This is a genomic window from Halomonas sp. YLGW01, assembly GCF_014840935.1.
GTDB lineage: Bacteria > Pseudomonadota > Gammaproteobacteria > Pseudomonadales > Halomonadaceae > Onishia.
In genome coordinates this window covers 1,310,713-1,330,361 of sequence record NZ_CP062005.1, presented here as the reverse complement: position 1 = coordinate 1,330,361, position 19,649 = coordinate 1,310,713, and the positions used below count along the sequence as shown (strand labels likewise).

At 65.4% G+C, this 19,649-nt stretch carries 14 protein-coding genes and 1 pseudogene; 9 read left to right on the top strand and 6 right to left on the bottom strand.

Going from position 1 to position 19,649, the window contains the following annotated elements:
• Positions 1-2 precede the first annotated feature (2 nt).
• Positions 3-1,379 carry a UDP-N-acetylmuramate:L-alanyl-gamma-D-glutamyl-meso-diaminopimelate ligase gene (gene mpl / locus IEJ03_RS06200; RefSeq protein ID WP_192036791.1) on the bottom strand — a complete coding sequence of 459 codons (1,377 nt, stop codon included), beginning with the start codon at positions 1,377-1,379 and terminating at the stop codon, positions 3-5.
• A 169-nt stretch (positions 1,380-1,548) separates the two neighbouring features.
• Between mpl and IEJ03_RS06195 the strand changes: the two genes are divergently transcribed.
• Entirely contained in the window at positions 1,549-2,808 is a 1,260-nt protein-coding gene (locus IEJ03_RS06195) for a 6-phosphofructokinase (protein WP_192036790.1), read from the top strand.
• A gap of 499 nt (positions 2,809-3,307) precedes the next feature.
• Here the strand turns inward: IEJ03_RS06195 and IEJ03_RS06190 are convergent, their stop codons facing one another.
• The 3 genes and pseudogenes from IEJ03_RS06190 to IEJ03_RS06180 form a co-directional block, all read right to left on the bottom strand.
• Positions 3,308-3,961, bottom strand: coding sequence for a hypothetical protein (locus IEJ03_RS06190; protein ID WP_192036789.1), 654 nt, complete (start codon positions 3,959-3,961; stop codon positions 3,308-3,310).
• Positions 3,962-4,689: 728 nt separating this feature from the next.
• Positions 4,690-5,440, bottom strand: a pseudogene (locus tag IEJ03_RS06185) (IS5 family transposase).
• 60 nt (positions 5,441-5,500) lie between these two features.
• Positions 5,501-7,141 (bottom strand): bifunctional protein-serine/threonine kinase/phosphatase, encoded by a 1,641-nt coding sequence (locus IEJ03_RS06180; RefSeq protein ID WP_192037212.1) that lies wholly within the window; start codon positions 7,139-7,141, stop codon positions 5,501-5,503.
• A 251-nt stretch (positions 7,142-7,392) separates the two neighbouring features.
• On the opposite strand from IEJ03_RS06180, the gene ppa reads away from it, so the two are divergent.
• Positions 7,393-7,923 carry an inorganic diphosphatase gene (gene ppa / locus IEJ03_RS06175; RefSeq protein WP_192036788.1) on the top strand — a complete coding sequence of 177 codons (531 nt, stop codon included), beginning with the start codon at positions 7,393-7,395 and terminating at the stop codon, positions 7,921-7,923.
• A gap of 141 nt (positions 7,924-8,064) precedes the next feature.
• Here ppa and IEJ03_RS06170 read toward each other — a convergent pair whose 3' ends face one another.
• Complete coding sequence (locus tag IEJ03_RS06170) at positions 8,065-9,708, bottom strand: DUF2333 family protein (protein WP_192036787.1); 1,644 nt, start codon at positions 9,706-9,708, stop codon at positions 8,065-8,067.
• 220 nt (positions 9,709-9,928) lie between these two features.
• On the opposite strand from IEJ03_RS06170, the gene dsbD reads away from it, so the two are divergent.
• The 7 genes from dsbD (at position 9,929) to purH (ending at position 18,022) form a co-directional block, all read left to right on the top strand.
• Entirely contained in the window at positions 9,929-11,830 is a 1,902-nt protein-coding gene (dsbD, locus tag IEJ03_RS06165) for a protein-disulfide reductase DsbD (protein WP_192036786.1), read from the top strand.
• A gap of 194 nt (positions 11,831-12,024) precedes the next feature.
• Complete coding sequence (accB, locus tag IEJ03_RS06160; protein WP_192036785.1) at positions 12,025-12,468, top strand: acetyl-CoA carboxylase biotin carboxyl carrier protein; 444 nt, start codon at positions 12,025-12,027, stop codon at positions 12,466-12,468.
• Positions 12,469-12,514: 46 nt separating this feature from the next.
• Positions 12,515-13,855 carry an acetyl-CoA carboxylase biotin carboxylase subunit gene (accC, locus tag IEJ03_RS06155; protein ID WP_192036784.1) on the top strand — a complete coding sequence of 447 codons (1,341 nt, stop codon included), beginning with the start codon at positions 12,515-12,517 and terminating at the stop codon, positions 13,853-13,855.
• A gap of 121 nt (positions 13,856-13,976) precedes the next feature.
• Positions 13,977-14,891: a 50S ribosomal protein L11 methyltransferase gene (gene prmA / locus IEJ03_RS06150; protein WP_192036783.1), complete on the top strand. Its 915-nt coding sequence runs from the start codon at positions 13,977-13,979 to the stop codon at positions 14,889-14,891.
• A 97-nt stretch (positions 14,892-14,988) separates the two neighbouring features.
• Entirely contained in the window at positions 14,989-16,023 is a 1,035-nt protein-coding gene (dusB, locus tag IEJ03_RS06145; protein ID WP_192037211.1) for a tRNA dihydrouridine synthase DusB, read from the top strand.
• The gene (fis, locus tag IEJ03_RS06140; RefSeq protein ID WP_242458065.1) at positions 16,020-16,361 is read left to right on the top strand and encodes a DNA-binding transcriptional regulator Fis; all 342 of its coding nucleotides are present in this window, start codon (positions 16,020-16,022) and stop codon (positions 16,359-16,361) included. Before dusB ends, fis begins: the two co-directional genes overlap by 4 nt.
• 74 nt (positions 16,362-16,435) lie before the next feature.
• Positions 16,436-18,022 (top strand): bifunctional phosphoribosylaminoimidazolecarboxamide formyltransferase/IMP cyclohydrolase, encoded by a 1,587-nt coding sequence (gene purH, locus IEJ03_RS06135; RefSeq protein ID WP_192036782.1) that lies wholly within the window; start codon positions 16,436-16,438, stop codon positions 18,020-18,022.
• A gap of 137 nt (positions 18,023-18,159) precedes the next feature.
• Here the strand turns inward: purH and IEJ03_RS06130 are convergent, their stop codons facing one another.
• The gene (locus tag IEJ03_RS06130; RefSeq protein ID WP_192036781.1) at positions 18,160-19,620 is read right to left on the bottom strand and encodes an NAD-dependent succinate-semialdehyde dehydrogenase; all 1,461 of its coding nucleotides are present in this window, start codon (positions 19,618-19,620) and stop codon (positions 18,160-18,162) included.
• Positions 19,621-19,649 lie beyond the last annotated feature (29 nt).

Genomic DNA, 19,649 nt, shown 5'->3' with positions numbered 1-19,649 from the left:
GCTCAGCCATGGGCCACCTCCAGGGCGGCAAGCAGCCGCTCGTGGATGCCGCCGAAGCCGCCATTGGACATCGCCACGATGCGATCGCCGGGGCAAGCCTCGGCGACCACCGCGGCCACCAGCGCATCGATATCGTCAATCACCTGCGACGGTGAGGCACTCGTCGCGACCACCTCATCCAGCGACCAGTCGAGCCCCGCGGGCTGATACCACCAGACCGCATCGGCCGCGGCCACGCTCTCGGCCAGCCGCGCGCGCAGGGTGCCCAGCCGCATGGTGTTGGAGCGCGGTTCGATCACCGCCAGCAGGCGTCCGTCGCCGCCAGCCTTCAGGCCGTCAAGCGTCGCTGAGATGGCGGTGGGGTGATGGGCGAAGTCGTCGATGACTCGAATGCCGGCGACCTCGCCGCGCAGCTCCTGGCGCCGCCTCGGGCTCTCGAAGCGCGACAGCGCCGCCGCGCCCGTCTCGAGACCGACGCCGAGAGCATGGGCGGCCGCCAGCGCGGCCAGTGCGTTGCGGGCGTTGTACTCGCCGCTCAGCGCCCAGTGCACGGTCGCTTCCTCGCCGCCCCTCTCATCGACATGCTGCACCCTGAAACGGCTGGCATCGGGGGCCTCGAGGATGAGTCGCCAGTCGCTGTCATCGGCGGCACCGAAACGACTGATCGGCGTCCAGGCTCCCTGCTCCAGCACGCGCTCGAGGGCCGGCTCACCGTCGGCTACCAGCAGCGCGCCGTCGCCCGGCACGGTGCGCACCAGGTGGTGGAACTGACGCTCGATGGCGGCGAGGTCGGGGAAGATATCGGCGTGGTCGAACTCGAGATTGTTGAGCACCGCGATCTCGGGACGGTAGTGCACGAACTTGGAACGCTTGTCGAAGAAGGCGGTGTCGTACTCGTCGGCCTCGACCACGAAGGGCGCATCAGGCGCCCCCAAGCGCGCCGAGACGCCGAAGTTGCGCGGCACCCCGCCGATCAGGAAGCCGGGCGCGAGGCCCGCAGCCTCGAGCAGCCAGGCGGTGAGGCTCGCCGTGGTGGTCTTGCCGTGAGTGCCGGCCACGGCGATCACCCGTCGCCCGGGCAACACATGCTCGGCGAGCCACTGGGGACCGGATACATAGGGCAGGCGTGCCTTGAGCACTTCCTCGACCTCCGGGTTACCCCGGGACAGGGCGTTGCCGATGATCACCAGATCCGGGCGCGGCGCGAGATTGCCTCCCTCGTAGCCGTCCTGCAGGGTGATCCCCGCGGCCTCGAGCTGGGTGCTCATCGGCGGATAGACATTGGCATCCGACCCGCTGACCCGATGGCCCAGCTCGCGAGCCAGCAGCGCCAGGCTGCCCATGAAGGTGCCGCAGATTCCAAGAATATGTACGTGCATCGAGTGCCTCCTGCCGAGATGGCAGGCAGACTAGCATGGCGCCCCCGCGGCCTCCATCCTGGTGCCGACCGGCATCGTCGGCGGGTGCAGGTCGACGCGCTTTGGGCTAACATGGCCCCTGATTTTTCGCCCTTTTCGATGACCCGCTTACCAGGAGCTCAGCCGCCCCATGGCCCAGCACAACGCCTTCTATGCCCAGTCCGGTGGCGTCACCGCCGTCATCAATGCCAGCGCCTGCGGCGTGATCGAAGCGTGCCGTCGCCACGACGACAAGATCGGCAAGGTCTACGCCGGCCACAACGGCATCATCGGCGCCCTGACCGAGGATCTGATCGACGTCTCCCAGGAGTCCGACGAGACCATCGCGGCGCTGCGCCACACCCCAGGCGGCGCCTTCGGCTCCTGCCGCTACAAGCTCAAGGACATCGAGACCCATCGCGCCCAGTACGAACGCTTGATCGAGGTCTTCAAGGCGCACGACATCCGTTACTTCTTCTATAACGGCGGCGGCGACAGCGCCGACACCTGCCTCAAGGTCTCCCAGCTGTCCGAGAAGATGGGCTACCCGCTGACCGCCATTCACGTGCCCAAGACCGTCGACAACGACCTGCCGATCACCGACAACTCCCCGGGCTTCGGCAGCGTGGCCAAGTACATTGCCACCTCGACCCTTGAGGCCTCGCTGGACATCGCTTCCATGTGTGCCACCTCGACCAAGGTCTTCGTGCTCGAGGTGATGGGCCGCCATGCCGGCTGGATCGCCGCGGCCGGCGCCCTGGCTGGCGAAGGCGAGGGCCAGCCGCCGCATCTGGTGATCTTCCCCGAGGTCGCCTTCGATCGAAAGGCGGTGATGGCCCGGGTCGACGAGGCGGTCAAGAACTATGGCTACTGCGTGATCGTGGTGTCCGAGGGCGCCCGCTACGAGGACGGCACATTCCTGGCCGACTCCGGCAACACCGACGCCTTCGGTCACCGCCAGCTGGGCGGCGTGGCGCCGACACTGGCCGGCATGGTCAAGCAGGACCTGGGCTACAAGTACCACTGGGCGGTCGCCGACTACCTGCAGCGCGCCGCCCGCCACCTGGCCTCCAAGACCGACGTCGACCAGGCCTATGCCGTCGGCGAGAAGGCGGTGGAGCTGGCGGTGGCCGGCGAGAACGCCATGATGCCAACCATCGACCGCGTCAGCGAGTCGCCCTATGCCTGGGAGATCGGGGCCGCACCCCTGAGCGAGATCGCCAACCAGGAGAAGTTCATGCCCAAGGACTTCATCCGCGAGGACGGTTTCGGCATCACCGAGGCCTGCCGCCGCTATCTGTCGCCGCTGATCCAAGGCGAAGATTTCCCGCCCTTCGACAACGGCCTGCCCCGGGTGGCGCACTTGAAGCTGGCCCGCGTCGAGCGCAAGCTGCCGACCTTTACTCTCTGAACGACAGCGATGCTGTCGCCGGGCGACTGCCCGGCGGTGGCACAGCGCATTGAAACGCCAAGGCCCCGGCTTGCCCGGGGCATCGTCGTTCGGGGTGCGTGCCTAGAGAGTAGATGAGCCTAGCTATGGTCCGACCTACGGGATGATCATCAGGCATGATGCTCAGCTGATCCTCGCAATTCTGACGACCGCCGTGCAGCAAGGCATGGCGAGGATCATCTACACCTCGTTTATCCTCGACTTCGACAAGCGCGGGCACGCTCAAGGCTCGCATGGAAGACGCGCAAGGGGGCAAGGTGTCGACCACTTTCGTCTCGTTGAGCACATAGTGGAGGGCCTCGACGATGCGCCTCTAACGCTGGATTAGTGGGAACCCTCCGATACCGGCATGCGCTACTTTGCCTTCAGCCTTCATCTAGGGGCTGAAGGAGCAAAGCAGAAGGCTCGGCCACTGGGCGCGAGCCTTCTTTGGGGGGGACCTATCAAGGACCATAGAGACTTAATCGGGGAAGTTCTTGATTAACCTGTAGGTGATGCTGCTATTGTTCGCATCGATCACCTCGAGTACCGCGCCCTTGTAGCCAATCCGCCGCGACTCGCTGAGGTCGTACTCAACTTCGTTATTGAATGCGGGGCGCGCGGCGTTATTGCTGAACTCGCGGTAGCCGATGTTGATCTTGTCACCAATGCGTCCGCTATAGATCAAGGTTTGCTGGAAGTTCTTGCTCGACTCGGACACTTGGGTTGTTCGCTCATACTCGCCTGGATAGCAGGCATCCTGCGCCCCTCCATTCCTAACGCATATATCGTTGTCCGAGCCTTTCTTGACGACGACTGCTAGTGGAAGGCCAGCTATCATGGGGTTTCTAGCTACACCGTCCGGCGAAAAGAAATCCTGCATCTCGTCGTAGCCGATCTGAGGATAAGTCCCCTTGGGAATATCGTAGAGCGCGCCGCCTGTCGGCTGTTTCACGACCAGCACCTGCTCTTCCATCAGGATGCCTTTGTCCACCATGTGATCGCCCACGTAGGCGGTCACTTCCTTCCCGACGGGCGGATAGTTCACCTCGTCTACCGACAGGGGTGAGCCGTTGTACTTCACAGTGGTACAGCCACTGAGCAGCAGCACGGAAAGCAATGTGATGCGTTTCAAATTTCTTCTCCTTTGGGTGTTGAATGGCAGGCGTATCCGCCTGCGAGGGTGTTGCCGACTCGGTGCGTTTCAAGAGCCGAGCGCACCAATCAAGAAGCGATAAGCGCCATTTAGAGCCCCATCGCGGCATCCTCGCCGGCAGCATGATCCATGCCTGCTATGGCCAGGCAGACCCAAGGTGCATGGGGATGCCGCGAGAAAAACAGCTGCCGCAACAGTTCAGACTGATAGGTCGACCATGTTTTTATTGCTGCTACCGAGGAAGAATGGAGCAGCGACGTCTGCAGATTATGGTGGCTGTCTCGCATCAGTACCGCTGTCGTACCCGTCTCAAGCCTTCACCTAGCGTGTGGCGTCGCTGTTACTGATACATTATATTTGTATATGTTAATCTATATAAATTATCGCCTGGTATCAAAATCTGATAAATGAGTTTCTTCGTCTCCTCATGTTGATTTAGCCCCATGCAGATTCCGCGCTACCAGAATGCCGATCAGGAAAATCTTGGCGACAACGCAGCGCCTTGGTACGCGCATGCGGCCAATATTGGATGTGCTTCCCGCTTAGGCTGTACGCAGCATTAAACAGCGCGGCCAGCCTCAGTCGGCTGAGCATACTGATGTCGACGAAGCACCATCTCCAGTTGATCGCTAAGCTGCTCAAGAAAACAGTAGTTACCACCTTAGGGCTGTTTTTTATGACTAACCTGCCGAATGCCATAATTTCTACTAGGTTCTGTCTGAAAAGTCGGCACGCAAGCAACGGTCTATGCAAGCAAGGCATATCATTGCCCCGAAACTGCTGACCAACTTGTCGTAACGGGTGCAGGCCCGGCACAGTTCCTTGATCCAGCCGAAACAACGCTCAATGATGTTTCGCTCTCGATAGCGAGGCTTATCGAAGTCCCACGGAGCACCAGGACGCGGTTTTCGCTTCATCGTGGCGGAGGGGGCAGGCAGTTGAACGCGCTCCATGGTGGAAATAAAGTGCCATGTCTCTGAGTCCTGTCCTGGCCGACAGAGTGAAGGTCAGCGGCCATCCCTGCCGATCACAGACCATGTGAATCTTGGTCGTCAGACCGCCTCGACTCCGTCCCAAGGCATGGTCTACGGGGTCTTGCTAACTCCTTTTTGCCGCCTCCAGAGGCTGTTCGGGGAGCGCGGATCGATGTCGAGTCGATCACCCACGTGCCGGGATCCATCAGCCCATCCTCACACAGCTTGAGGTGGAGCCGATCTAGAACCGCCTCGAAAGTGCCATCGTCTCGCCATTGCCGGGAGCGGTCACACATCGTCTTCCAGGAACCATACCTCTCCGGGAGATCACGCCATTTGGCGCCGGAGCACAAGATCCAAAAGATCCCGTTCAGCATTTGGCGGCCATCCCTGCGCGGGCGACCCATTGTCTAAGGTGGTGAGACGGTGTATCAGAACACCTGCTAGCTTGGCTTGCGTCGGAGAGTTCGTAGCGTCCTGCCATGCGTAACCTATGGAGTTGAGGCATGGAAAGCATTAGCAAATTAGACTTTTCGGACAAAATCTAGCGCAGCAGCCAGGACACCACCAGCAGCGCCAGCAGCAGCCCCGCCACCCCCGGCCAGAAACGGCCGGGGGCCGAGGTCGATGCCTTGGCGAGCTCCCCCTCACGGCGCGGTTCGCGCAGCGCCACCAGAAGCTCCGAGAGGCGGCGGAAACGCAGCGCCCGCTGCGGGTCCAGGGCGCGCCTCAGGGCCTCGTCCAGTGCCTGAGGCACCTCCGGGTTCTGCAGGGACGCGCTTCGGTAGCTCAGCCGCTCCAGGTCGGTATGGCTTCTCAACTGATGCGGCGGCACATCGTAGGGCAAACCGCCGGTCAGCAACCAGTAGATCGTCGACGCCAGGGCGTACTGATCGCTGCGTCGTCCTACATCGTCGTCCAGGGCATACTCCGGCGCACTGTGTTCGGTGAGACCCAGCTGACGAGCCAGCTCCCGCGACTGCTTGTGCCCGTCGCCCTCACGCAGCCGGCAGGCACTGAAGTCGGCCAGCACCACCTGACCATGGGTATCCACCAGAATATTGTCGGGATGGATCTGCTGATGCAGCAGGTCACGACGATGCAGGGCCTGCACCGCCTTGGCCAGCTGGCGGGCAATATCCAGCCGCTGGGCCAGGGTCGCCCGGGGATGACGCTGGGCCCAGTCGGACAGCCGCTCGCCCTCCACCAGGTTCATCAGGTAGTAGAGATGGGTGCGCGGGCGCGCGGGCTCCACGACTCGAGCCACGAAGGGCGACCTGACCCTCTCGACGACCCACTGCTGCAGCAGGAAGTGCTCCAGGTAGGCGTTGCGGTTGGAAAGCTCGGGACTCGGCGCCTTCATGACCATCTCGCGGCCGCTGCGCGGATCGAGCACTCGATAGACCCGTGACTGGGCCGTGCGGGACAGGACGTCCCGAACCTCCAGGCCATCGAGCCGCTGCCCCGGGCTCAGCTCCGGCGGCACGGGGAGATCGCCATAGAGCCGCTCCGGCACTTCGGCGACTTCTTCCGGGAGCCGGTCGAGGCGCACCAGCTGGAAACAGAACTGCTCCCCCCCGTAGCCTCGCTCCTGTGCCCGCTCCAAGGCAGTGGCGGCCAGTCGCTCGCAGGCGGCATCCAGATCGCTGGCGTCCTTTCGAATCAGCTGCACGTAATCGGAGGGCATCAGAGTGCCGCGCACCGCCTGGGTGGTGAACAGGAAGATATCGCCCTGCTTCAGGGGCAGCGTGACATAATCGATGTCCAGGTTGGCGTCCATGCCCAGCGCCCGGGACGGGTAGCGATAGCCGCCGAGGTCAGTGACATGATCCCGGGAGAGCTGTTCGAACTCGGCGCCACGCAGGCGAAAGATCAGAGTGTCGCCCATGTGAAAGAGGTGCGCCTCGCGGCCCCGATAGATCATCGCCGACAGCGAGCAGACGTAGCTGCCCCCGGAGACATGGCCGCTCTGGCTGTGACACCAGCCATTGAGCGCCCGCAGCACTCGGGTGGCCGAGGTCTTGATGTCCCAGTGCTCGGGAGTCGAGATATAGTCGGCCAGAAAGCCGCGCACGCTGAGTTCGCCGGCCTGCTTGGCAATAGCATTGCGGGAGCTCGAGTCGCTGATCAGTGCGCAGGCGCCCTTCAGCGCCAACAATCGAGACTCGGGTATGCGCACCGACATCGAACTGCGGTGATGTCGCCGTTCGGGGGCCACGAAGGCTTGCCCCACGCTCAGCGCTAACTCGGAATCCACCTGCTTTTCTCCTTGATCCGGCGGCCACACGCCCTCCCGACGAAGGGCAGGCCTATCATACACGCTCGAAGGCGCCTCAGGGGCTGGCGGCCTTGGTCGCATTGGTAATCACGCCACGCAGTTCGTATAATTCGCCGGACTAAACAGGCAACGATTACTGCCCACCCAAGGACGCCACGATGAGCTTCGACAAGATCCCCGCCGGCAAAGATCTCCCCAACGACGTCTATGTCGCCATCGAGATCCCCGCCAACCACGCACCGATCAAGTACGAGATCGACAAGGACCTGGACGCGCTGCTGGTCGACCGCTTCATGGCCACGCCGATGTTCTATCCGGCCAACTACGGCTACATCCCGAACACCCTGGCCGACGACGGCGATGCCCTGGATGCACTGGTGGTCACTCCCTACCCGGTGCAGCCGGGCAGCGTGATTCGTGCCCGTCCGGTCGGCATCCTGAACATGACCGACGAAGCCGGCGAAGACGCCAAGCTGGTCTGCGTGCCGCACCAGAAGCTCACCGCCCTGTACGACGACATCCAGGAAGTGACCGACCTGCCCGAGCTGCTGCGCCAGCAGATCGCCCACTTCTTCGAGAACTACAAGGATCTCGAGAAGGGCAAGTGGGTCAAGGTCGAGTCCTGGGACGGCGCCGATGCCGCCCGCAAGGCCATCGAGAAGGCCGCCGCCGCCTATGAGAAGGCCTGAACCGAGCTTGCCTTTCGCGGACATCGCGAGGTAAGTCGTCAAGGCTGAAGGCGCGATGCCCGAAACAGAGTAGAAAAAGGAAGAAGGGGCGCTCATTGAGCGCCCCTTCTTCGTGCTGTCTTCCTCGCGACTGGACGACGTTCAGCCTTCCCCCTGGGTCGCCACCTCGTCATCTGTCGATTCAGCCGACGGCTCACTGCCACTCGCCTCAGCACTGCCAGACGATGAAGCGGCCGATGCCGAGGGGCTTACTTGACCGGCGCTCTCAGTCGCTCCATCGGCCCCAGCAGCATCAGCCCCTGCCTGCTCGCCGGCACCGGCTTCATGATCGGCGCTCTCGGCACCTGCACTGTCATCAGTGCTTTCGCCTGTCGAGGACACAGCCGCATCGGACGTGGCGTCGACGGCCTCGGCGCCCTGCTCGTTCTCGACGGACACCTGGGCCTGCCCATCCGACGACGCCTCACCGGCTGCCGGCGCCTGGGCTTCCGGCCGGGCTTCCGGCCGGGGTTCTGTCTGAGTTTCTGTCTGAGTTTCTGTCTGAGTTTCTGTCTGAGTTTCTGTCTGAGTTTCTGTCTGAGTTTCTGTCTGAGTTTCTGTCTGGGTGGCTGCCTCGGCGGCCGTGGGCTGCTGCGCGGACGGATCAGACGGCGCGTCCGGCGCACTGACCCCAGCCAGGCGACCCGAGAGCGCTTCAACCAGCTGCGCGGCGCGCTGGGTATAGGCGGCCATCATCAGCGAGTGGTTGGCGAAGACGCCGAACCCCGTGCCATTGAGCACTACGGGGCTCCACAGCCGCCGCTGGGCCTGCTCGAGCTCGGCACTTAAGCGCTCCACCAGCCCTTCGGCATCGGCGGCCGCCACCACATCGCCGTAGTCGGCCACCATGGCCGCCAGCAGATGCTCAAGGGCCCACGCCTGACCACGGGCCTCGAAGAAGATGTCATCGACGCGATACCAAGGGGTGCGCCCCGGCAGCTGGTCGACGTCCACCTCAAGCTCGCGCAGGGCCTCGGGGTCGGCGACGCTGGCCGACAGGCGATAGGTCAGCTCATCCAGTCGCCGCGCCACCCGGGACAGCCAATAGGCCGGCACATCGCCTTCGGCGGGCAGCGCCAGTCGCTGATCGTTGAATCCAGCGAGCACCCCCGCATAAGCATCGCGGGCCTTGGCCAAGCGGTGCTCCGTCGAGGGGTAGAGCCAATCCTGGCTATCACCGTCGAGCCGCTCCCGGGCTTCCATCAGCGCACCCTCCTCCACGGCCCCCTTTTCCACCAGGGCATGCGCCAGGCCTCGGGCCTGACGGAGCACCCCCAACTCCCAGGCGGGCATGTTATCGAGCCACAGTCCCGGCGGCAGCATGTCGTTGCGGAGGTAGCCACCCGACTTGTCGAGCAGCGTATCGAGCAGCGTCATCTGGGTCGCGGCGATCACCGCCCCGCGGCCGGCCGGACTGGTATCCAGCGGCGGGGTGCTGGCCTCGTCACTCGCCACTGCCTCGTCGGCCGAGCCGCTAGTGTCAACGCTCTCTGCATGGCCTGTGCTCTCGACATTTCCGTTTCTCGCCGGACGCTCGGACGAGAGCCGGCCACGCTGCTCGGCGCTGGCGCGCTGCACATCGAAGCTCGCGGGGGTGAGGCTCCACCAGCCCCCCAGGGCCAGGGTCACGACCAGATAGAGGGCGAACAACCCCAGCAGCGGCTTCCATATCCAGCCATAGTCCGGGCGCTCGAGAATATCGGTGGGCCGAGCGGGGCGGGCCCTGCGTGATCCAAACAATGGCATCGTCAACGTCCTTGGCGGTTGAGAAAATTCCGGCGATCCTGTCGCTCCTATCTAGCATGAAGGCGACAGGTCGCATGAGTTATCCTAGCAAATGAATGCATGAGGAGTTTCCACGACCGCGGAACTCCCGCCGCGCGTCCCGGTCGCAGACAGGCGCCGAGCAGTGCCGGCCCCTTCTCCCGCGCTCAAGCCCTCAAGACCCGCAAGGATGTTTTCGTTGATGTCACGGCTCATGTTTCTGGCTCTCGGCCTGCTATTGGCCTTCCCTCTGCCCCTGCAGGCGCAGCTGTTCTCCTCGGGCGGCGGCCAGGGAGATTTCCTTCCGGTAGAAGAGGCCTTCATCCCCCACGCCTGGATCGACGATGACCGGGTCATGGTGGGGATCGAGGCCGCCGACGGGTACTACCTCTATCGTCACCGCCTGGGCGTCGAGAGCGCCACGCCCGGGGTGTCACTCGGCGAGCCGACCCTGCCCGCCGGCACCTTCAAGCAGGACGAGTTTCTCGGCGAGGTCTACGTCTTTCATGACCGCGTGGTCTTCCCGACGCCTGTCGAGGGGGCAGGCGATGCCGGTGCGATCACCCTGACCCTGGACTACCAGGGCTGTGCCGAGGCCGGCCTCTGCTACCCCCCCGAACAGATCGAACTGACCGCCCTGCCAGGCTCCCCGCCGGCCGCCTTCGCCTCGACATCGCCCACGGACCAGGCCGGGACCGTCGGATCACCCGACCGCCTCGCCTCGTCCCCGTCATCCATCGCCACCACCCCATCGTCGCTGACAAGCGAGGACGGCCACTTCCGCAACCTGCTCGGCGAGGCGTCGCCCGCGCTGATACTGGGCTTGTTCTTCCTCGCCGGCCTCGGGCTGACCTTCACCCCCTGCGTGCTGCCGATGATGCCGATCCTCGCCTCGATCATCGTCGGCCAACGCCCCTCGCGGCTGCGCGCCTTCGCCCTGTCCGGCAGTTACGTGACCGGCATGGCGCTGACCTATGCCGGCGTCGGCGTGCTGATGGGACTGTTCGGGGCGGGCCTCAACCTCCAGGCACGCCTGCAGGCCCCGACGGTACTGATTCCCTTCGCCGTCCTCTTCGCGCTATTCGCCCTGGCCATGTTCGGCGTCTTTCATCTCCGCCTGCCGGGCGGGTTCGCCCAGCGGCTCGACGCCTGGCAGGCACGCGCACAGCGAAGCGGCCCGCTGGGCCTGGCGCTTGCCGGCGCTCTCTCGGTGCTGGTGGTCTCGCCCTGCGTCTCGGCGCCGCTGGCCGGCGCCCTGGTGTTCATCTCCTCCACCGGCGATGCCACGATGGGCGGCCTTGGCCTGCTCGCCCTGGCGCTGGGCATGGGCGTGCCGCTGCTGCTGGTGGGCACCTTCGGCGCCACGTTGCTTCCTCGCGGCGGAGCCTGGATGCAGGGCATCAAGTCGGCGTTCGGGGTGCTGCTGCTGGGGGTGGCGATCTGGCTGATCGAGCGCCTGCTGCCCGGACCGGTCGCGCTGCTGCTGTGGGGCGCGCTGGCCGTTGGCAGCGCCCTGGCGCTGGGCGCCCTGCGCTTCGATTACCCACGCGGCCAGGCTCAACTGCGGCAGGCGGCGGGGCTGCTCCTGCTGACCTGGGGTCTCGCGCTCGTCATCGGGGCGGCCGGCGGCGGCGATGACCCGCTGCGCCCGCTAAGCGGGTCACCGGGAGCCGCCTCCACGTACAGCCGGCCCCAGCAGGCGGCCCCGCAGTTCACCACCGTGACCCGACTCGCACAGCTGAAGGCGGAACTCGAGCGCGCCGCTCGAGCCGGCCAGCCTGCCTTTGTCGATGTCAGCGCCGACTGGTGCATCTCCTGCAAGATCATGGAACGCGATGTCTTTCCCGCGCCCCAGGTGGCGGCGCGCCTCGACGACTTTCATCGCATCCGGGTCGACGTGACCGAGACCAACGCCGATAGCCGCGCCCTCCTCAAGCATTTCGAGCTGTTCGGGCCCCCGAGCCTGCTGTTCTTCGCCGGAGGCGAGGAGATCCGCGAGGCGCGCATCCAGGGCGAAGTCACGGCGGCTCCCCTGAACGCGCATCTGAGTGCCCTGCTACAGTGGTTGGGGGAGCGCCCGACAGCAGACGAACGCTCGGCCTGACGGTCACCGGCCGTCACTGGACATGCCTTGTTTTTTTCGGCACACTCCGCCGACACGCCGCATAGAGGCGCCTATCAGCGGCATCGTGCAGCATCATGCCGTGATCTAGACCAAGTTTGAGCAGGTTGACAGCGCCTCCGGCCCCGTCAGCCTGCCGGTACGTTCCACCTAAATCACCCGATCGAGACAGACTCATGGATATCCGCAAGGTCAAGAAGCTGATCGAGCTGCTGGAAGAATCCAACATCAGCGAAATCGAGATTCAGGAAGGCGAAGAGTCGGTTCGCATCAGCCGCCACCCCAACGGCGTGGCCTACCAGCCCGCGCCCGCCGCGCCGGCCCCCGCCGCCGCACCGGCGGCGCCCGCGGCATCGGCAGAACCGGCTGCTCCGGCTGCGCCCACCGGCCATACCGTGAACTCGCCGATGGTCGGCACCTTCTACCGCGCCTCGGCGCCGGGCGCCAAGGCGTTCGTCGAAGTCGGCCAGAGCGTCAAGAAGGGGGAGACGATCTGCATCGTCGAGGCCATGAAGATGATGAACCAGATCGAAGCGGACAAGGACGGCGTCATCGAAGCCATCCTGGTCGAAGACGGCGAACCGGTGGAATACGATCAGCCCATGCTGGTCATCGGCTAAGGCCGCTCTCACCCCCTCTTTCCATTCCAATCTGGGCGGATACAAGATGTTGGACAAGGTACTCATCGCCAATCGTGGCGAGATCGCCCTGCGCATCCTGCGTGCCTGCAAGGAGCTGGGCATCAAGACCGTGGCGGTGCATTCCCAGGCCGACCGGGAACTGATGCATGTGCGGCTCGCCGATGAAGCGGTCTGCATTGGCCCGGCCCCCTCGGCGAAGTCCTACCTGAACATCCCGGCGCTGATCAGCGCCGCGGAGGTCACCGATGCGGATGCCATTCACCCGGGCTACGGCTTCCTCTCCGAGAACGCCAACTTCGCCGAGCAGGTCGAGCGTTCCGGCTTCGCCTTCATCGGCCCCAGGGCCGATACCATTCGCCTGATGGGCGACAAGGTCAGCGCCATCGAGGCGATGAAGAAGGCCGGCGTGCCCACGGTACCAGGCTCCGATGGCCCGGTGCCCGAGGAGCCCGAGGAAGCGATGGCGGTGGCGCGCCGCATCGGCTATCCGGTGATCATCAAGGCCGCCGCGGGCGGCGGCGGACGCGGCATGCGCGTGGTGCACAGCGAGGCGCACCTGCTCTCCTCGATCAGCGTGACCCAGAACGAGGCCAATGCGGCCTTCGGCGATGGCACGGTATACATGGAGAAGTTCCTCGAGCAGCCCCGTCACGTCGAGGTCCAGGTGCTGGCCGACGGCCAGGGCAATGCGGTGCATCTCTATGACCGGGACTGCTCGCTGCAGCGCCGTCACCAGAAGGTGCTCGAAGAAGCGCCGGCACCTCAGCTGGACCCGGACGCCCGCGCCCAGGTGCTCAAGGCCTGCACCGATGCCTGCGTCGAGATCGGCTATCGGGGCGCCGGCACCTTCGAATTCCTGTACGAGAAGGGTCAGTTCTTCTTCATCGAAATGAATACCCGCGTGCAGGTCGAGCATCCGGTCACCGAGATGGTCACCGGGGTCGACATCGTCAAGGAGCAGCTGCTCATCGCCTCCGGCCAGCCGCTGTCGATCCGTCAGGAGGATGTCGTCCTCAATGGCCACGCCTTCGAGTGCCGCATCAACGCCGAGGATGCGCGCACCTTCGTGCCCTCACCGGGCAAGATCACCCTCTATCATGCCCCGGGTGGCCTCGGCGTGCGCATGGACTCGCACCTCTACACCGGCTACTCGGTGCCGCCCCACTATGACTCCCTGATCGGCAAGCTGATCACCTGGGGCAAGAGCCGCGAGACCGCGTTGACCCGCATGCGCAACGCGCTCGACGAACTGCTGGTGGAAGGCATCAAGACCAACATCGACCTGCAGAAGGATCTGGTCCGCGACGGCTATTTCCAGCAGGGCGGGGTCAACATCCACTACCTGGAGAAGAAGCTCGAGGCCTGAGCCCAGAGGGGCGTCCTGCGCCCCGAGGCCTCATCCGAGGAATCGAGCGACTCTCCCCCAGCGGGGCGGCCCAGGCCGCCCCGCTGGCGTTTTTCACCACGGTTTTCGAGAGGTTCACGTCATGCCCTGGCTACAACTCAAGGCGCGTATCGCCCCGGCCCAGGCCGAGCTGCTCGAGGAGCTGCTGCTCGCCGAGGGCGCCAACGCCATCACCCTGCAGGATGCCCACGACGATCCGGTCTTCGAGCCCGATCGCGGCACCACCCCGCTATGGGACGAGACGGTCCTCACCGGGCTCTACGACGACCTGGAGGGCATCGAGGCTATGCTGGAGCAGGTCCGCGCGGCCTGGGCCGCCGAGATGCCCGGCGAGCCCTGCCCGGAGATCGAATACGAGCTGCTGGCCGACCGGGACTGGGAGCGGGAGTGGATGGACGGCTTCGCGCCGCTGAAGATGGGCAGCCGCCTGTGGATCGTGCCGAGTTGGCAGGACGCGCCCGACGAGGACGCCGTGAATCTGCGCCTCGACCCGGGCCTGGCCTTCGGTACCGGCACCCACCCCACCACCGCCCTGTGCCTGGAATGGCTCGATGGCCTGGCGGTCTCCGGTGAGCTCGAGGACCGCGAGGTGCTCGACGTCGGCTGCGGCTCGGGCATCCTGGCCATCGCCGCCTTGAAGCTCGGCGCCTCCCGCGCCACCGGCAGTGACATCGACCCCCAAGCGCTGACCGCCAGCCGCGACAACGCCGAGCGCAACGACGTCGAGGCCGACCGACTCAGCCTCCACTACCCCGAGCAGCTCAGCGAGGGTCACTACCCGATCGTGCTGGCCAACATCCTCGCCGGCCCCCTGATCGAACTGGCGCCGACCATCGCCGGGCACGTCGCTCCGGGCGGTCGCCTGGCCCTGTCGGGCATCCTCGCCCACCAGGCCGACGAGGTGCTCACGGCCTATCTCGCCCAGGGACTCCAGATGGCCGAGCCCGAGGAACGCGAGGGCTGGGTGCGGCTGGAAGGCCACCGCCCCGGCGCCTGACACCCCGGCCGGCGCGGTCAAAGGACATTTTCGCCTTCACCCGACGCCGGCCGATGGGTATGATATGCCCCCCTGATCGAGCAACCCCGTGACGCCCATGCCCGCTAGCCTGCCCGCCATCGGCCGGCACCGCCTGTCCAATCGTGTGATCCTGGCCCCCATGGCCGGCGTCACCGACCGTCCCTTTCGCCAGCTCTGCCGGCGGCTGGGCGCTGGCCTGGTGGTGTCCGAGATGGTTACCGCCGACCCGGCCCTGTGGCATACGCGCAAGTCGCGTCTGCGACTGGATCATGCCGGCGAGCCGGGCCCGCGCAGCGTACAGATCGCCGGTGGTGATGCAACGATGCTCGCCGAGGCGGCACGCCTCAACGCCGACCAGGGCGCCGAGATCATCGATATCAACATGGGCTGTCCGGCCAAGAAGGTCTGCAACAAGGCCGCCGGCTCGGCCCTTTTGCGCGACGAGGCCCTGGTCGCCGAGATTCTTGAGGCCGTGGTGGCCGCCGTGGACATCCCGGTGACGCTGAAGATTCGCACCGGCTGGTGCGCCGACAGCAACAACGGCGTGCGCATCGCCAGACTCGCCGAAGAGGCCGGCATAAAGGCCCTCGCCGTGCACGGCCGCCACCGCGAGCAGCGCTACAGCGGCCATGCCGAGTACGACACCATCGCCGCGATCAAGAACAGCGTCTCGCTGCCGGTATTCGCCAACGGCGATATCGATTCCCCGGCCAAGGCGGCTGCCGTCCTCGACTATACTGGGGCGGATGCGGTGATGATCGGCCGCGGTGCCCAGGGCAACCCCTGGATCTTCCGGGAGATCGACCATTATCTGCGCCACGGACGTGCCTTGCCGGCCCCCTCACGCGACGAGCGCCGACGGGTGATGCACGGTCACCTCGACGCCCTGCACGGCTTCTACGGGGAGCACATGGGCGTGCGCATCGCGCGCAAGCATTTGGGATGGTACCTGGCCCGGCACTGCCCGGCCGACGAACTCAAGGCCCACCGGGCCCGTTTCAATGTCCTGGAGAGCGCCCGGGATCAACTTCATTTCGTGGACGAACTGTTTTGTCACGGCGCCGAAGGCTCGCCACGGACCCTGACGACAGATGGAACCAGTGCAGCATGACCAGTAGGCAAGCGACAACGCCCGACGATCTCATGGCCAGCGGCCAAGAGGCCTTGAGCCTCAGCGCCATCGAGCGCGGTACCGCCCTGGCTAGCGCCCCCCATCATCAGGAACAGCCCCTGCGCGAGGCGGTCGATGCCGCCATGCGCCGCTACTTCGATCACCTGGACGGTGGCGTCGTCACCGACCTCTACGCCATGGTCATGGCCGAGGTCGAGGCGCCCCTGCTCGCGACGGTGATGGAGCATGCCAAGGGCAACCAGACCCGTGCCGCCGAGATGCTCGGCCTCAACCGGGGCACCCTGCGTAAGAAGCTCAAGCAGTATGAACTGATCTGATTTCCCCTCAAGGGCGCCCTCGCGGCGCCCTTGGCCGTTTTCCCTCCCCCAACGCAACGAATGGTAGTCCGCCCATGGCCAATCACGCCTCTTCCTCGCTGCCGGTACGCCGCGCCCTGATCAGCGTCTCCGACAAGACCGGCATCGTCGACTTTGCCAAGGGCCTCGTCGCCCATGGCGTCGAGCTGCTCTCCACCGGTGGCACCTTCCGCCTGCTCAAGGAGCAGGGCGTCGCCGTCACCGAGGTGTCCGAGCACACCGGCTTCCCGGAGATCATGGACGGCCGGGTCAAGACCCTGCATCCCAAGATCCACGGCGGCATCCTCGGTCGCCGCGGCCAGGACGACGCGGTGATGGCCGAACACGAGATCGCGCCGATCGACATGGTGGTGGTCAACCTCTACCCGTTCGCCCAGACCGTGGCCCGTCCGGACTGCACCCTCGAGGACGCCATCGAGAACATCGATATCGGCGGCCCGACCATGGTGCGTGCCTGCGCCAAGAACCACGCCCACACCAGCATCGTGGTCGACGCCGGGGACTATCCGCGGGTGCTCGCCGAGATGGCCGAGCAGGACGGCGCCGTGAGCGATGCCACCCGCTTCGACCTGGCGGTCAAGGCCTTCGAGCATACCGCTCGCTACGACGGCGCCATCGCCAACTACCTGGGCACCAAGGTCGAGGGCGGCACCGACGGCCTGCCGCGCACCTACAACACCCAGTTCGTCAAGAAGCAGGACATGCGCTATGGGGAGAACCCGCACCAGCAGGCCGCCTTCTACGTCGAGGACGACGCCAGTGAGGCCAGCGTCGCCACCGCCACGTCGCTGCAGGGCAAGGCGCTGTCGTTCAACAACGTCGCCGACACCGATGCCGCCTTCGAGTGCGTCAAGGCCTACACCGACACCGCCTGCGTGATCGTCAAGCACGCCAACCCCTGCGGCGTGGCCCTCGGCGAGACAGCGCTCGAGGCCTACGAGAAGGCCTTCGCCACCGACCCGACCAGCGCCTTCGGCGGCATCATCGCCTTCAATGTGCCGCTGGACGCCGAGACTGCCCGCGCCATCATCGATCGTCAGTTCGTCGAAGTGATCATCGCCCCGGGGGTCAGCGACGAGGCCGTGGCCATCGTCGCCGAGAAGAAGAATGTGCGCCTGCTCGACGTGGGCGCCCACTGGCCCGGCGAGCGCCGCCCGGCTCACGATTTCAAGCGCGTCACCGGTGGCCTGCTGGTGCAGGATCGTGATCTCGGCATGGTCGGACGCGATGAGCTCAAGGTGGTTACCGAACGCGCGCCCAGTGAGCAGGAGCTGCGCGACCTGGCGTTTGCCTGGAAGGTCGCCAAATACGTCAAGTCGAACGCCATCGTCTACGCCCAGCAGGGCCAGACCATCGGCGTGGGCGCCGGCCAGATGAGCCGCGTCTACTCGGCGAAGATCGCCGGCATCAAGGCGTCCGACGAGGGTCTCTCGGTGCCCGGCTCGGTGATGGCGAGCGACGCCTTCTTCCCGTTCCGCGACGGCATCGATGCCGCCGCCGCCGCCGGCATCACCGCCGTGATCCAGCCCGGCGGCTCCATGCGTGACGCCGAGGTGATCGAGGCGGCCAACGAGGCCGGCATCGCCATGGTGTTCACCGGCATGCGCCACTTCCGCCATTAAGCAGACGGAATAACGCTGGACCTCGGCCATGCGTCGTCCAGCCGTTATCTTGAGCTTCCCAATAAAAACACCCCGCCGAGCGTGCTCGGCGGGGTGTTCTGCTTTCAGCGTCCGGCTAGACGTGGCGCTCTTCCGGCTTAATTGCCCAGATCGATGCACAGGTACTTGGTCTCGAGGAACTCCTCGATGCCCTGATGTCCGCCCTCGCGGCCAAGCCCGGAGGCCTTGACGCCACCGAAGGGCGTGGCGGCATTGGAGATCGCCCCGGTGTTGATGCCCACCATGCCGTATTCGAGCGCCTCCGAGACGCGCCATACCTGCCCCAGATCACGGCTGTAGAAATAGGCGGCGAGACCAAACTCGGTGTCATTGGCCATGCGCACGGCATCCTCCTCATCATCGAAGGAGAAGACTGCGGCCAGGGGGCCGAAGGTCTCCTCCTTGGCCACGCGCATATCGGGGCTCACCCCGTTGACCAGAGTCGGGGTGAAGAAGCTGCCTCCCAGCGGGTGCGGATGACCACCCAACAGCACATGGGCACCACGGTCGACCGCATCCTGCACATGCTCGCTGACCTTGGCCACGGCCTTCTCGTCGATCAGCGGGCCGATGTTGACGCCCTCCTCGGTGCCGTCGCCGACATGCAGCTCGCTATTCATGGCGGCCGCCAGCTTCTCGCAGAAGGCGTTGACCACGCTGGACTGCACCAGGAAGCGGTTGGTGCACACGCAGGTCTGGCCGGCGTTGCGGAACTTGGCGGCCATGGCACCGTCGACGGCCGCGTCCAGGTCGGCGCCCTCGAAGACGATGAACGGCGCGTTGCCCCCGAGTTCCAGCGACAGCTTCTGGATGTTCTGGGCAGCCTGCGCCATCAGCTGGCGACCGACCTCGGTGGAGCCGGTGAAGGTGATCTTGCGCACCACCGGCGATTCGGTCAGTGCCGAGGCAATGGCGCTGGCCTGGCCCGGTACCACGTTGAAGATGCCGCGGGGCACACCGGCACGCTCGGCCAGCAGCGCCATGGCGGTGGCCGAGAACGGCGTCTGGCTGGCCGGTTTGACCACGATCGGACAGCCGGCGGCCAGCGCCGCACCGGCCTTGCGGGTGATCATCGCCGCCGGGAAGTTCCAGGGCGTGATGGCCCCGACCACGCCGATAGGCGCCTTGGTGACCACGACGCGCTGGTTGGCGTTGGCTGCCGGGATGGTCTCGCCATAGACTCGCCGGGCCTGTTCGGCGAACCAGCGCAGGAAGCTCGCCGCATAGGCGATTTCCCCGGCCGCCTCCTTGAGCGGCTTGCCCTGCTCGAGGGTCATGATCTGGGCGAGTTCCTGCTGATGCTCATGCATCAGGTCATGCCACTTCATGAGGATATCGGCGCGCTCGAGCGCCGTCAGCGCCCGCCAGGCGGGAAAGGCCGACTCGGCGGCGGCGATGGCCCGCTCGGTCTCGCCCCGCCCCAGGCGCGGCACTTTGCCGATCACCTCGCCGGTGGCCGGATTGTGCACCTCGATCTGCTCACCACTGTCGGCGGCGACCCAGCTGCCGTCGATATAGGCGAAGGGGCGAAACAACGGGTTCTCTTGCAGGGCTTCCATGGAATATCTCCTTCCTGTGAAGCGGCGGG

Bases quoted from the DNA above. Each gene is read 5' to 3' on its own strand.
- mpl (WP_192036791.1), bottom strand. From the start codon at position 1,379: ATGCACGTACATATTCTTGGAATCTGCGGCACCTTCATGGGCAGCCTG.
- IEJ03_RS06195 (WP_192036790.1), top strand. From the start codon at position 1,549: ATGGCCCAGCACAACGCCTTCTATGCCCAGTCCGGTGGCGTCACCGCC.
- IEJ03_RS06180 (WP_192037212.1), bottom strand. From the start codon at position 7,141: ATGTCGGTGCGCATACCCGAGTCTCGATTGTTGGCGCTGAAGGGCGCC.
- ppa (WP_192036788.1), top strand. From the start codon at position 7,393: ATGAGCTTCGACAAGATCCCCGCCGGCAAAGATCTCCCCAACGACGTC.
- IEJ03_RS06170 (WP_192036787.1), bottom strand. From the start codon at position 9,708: ATGCCATTGTTTGGATCACGCAGGGCCCGCCCCGCTCGGCCCACCGAT.
- dsbD (WP_192036786.1), top strand. From the start codon at position 9,929: ATGTCACGGCTCATGTTTCTGGCTCTCGGCCTGCTATTGGCCTTCCCT.
- accB (WP_192036785.1), top strand. From the start codon at position 12,025: ATGGATATCCGCAAGGTCAAGAAGCTGATCGAGCTGCTGGAAGAATCC.
- accC (WP_192036784.1), top strand. From the start codon at position 12,515: ATGTTGGACAAGGTACTCATCGCCAATCGTGGCGAGATCGCCCTGCGC.
- prmA (WP_192036783.1), top strand. From the start codon at position 13,977: ATGCCCTGGCTACAACTCAAGGCGCGTATCGCCCCGGCCCAGGCCGAG.
- dusB (WP_192037211.1), top strand. From the start codon at position 14,989: ATGCCCGCTAGCCTGCCCGCCATCGGCCGGCACCGCCTGTCCAATCGT.
- fis (WP_242458065.1), top strand. From the start codon at position 16,020: ATGACCAGTAGGCAAGCGACAACGCCCGACGATCTCATGGCCAGCGGC.
- purH (WP_192036782.1), top strand. From the start codon at position 16,436: ATGGCCAATCACGCCTCTTCCTCGCTGCCGGTACGCCGCGCCCTGATC.
- IEJ03_RS06130 (WP_192036781.1), bottom strand. From the start codon at position 19,620: ATGGAAGCCCTGCAAGAGAACCCGTTGTTTCGCCCCTTCGCCTATATC.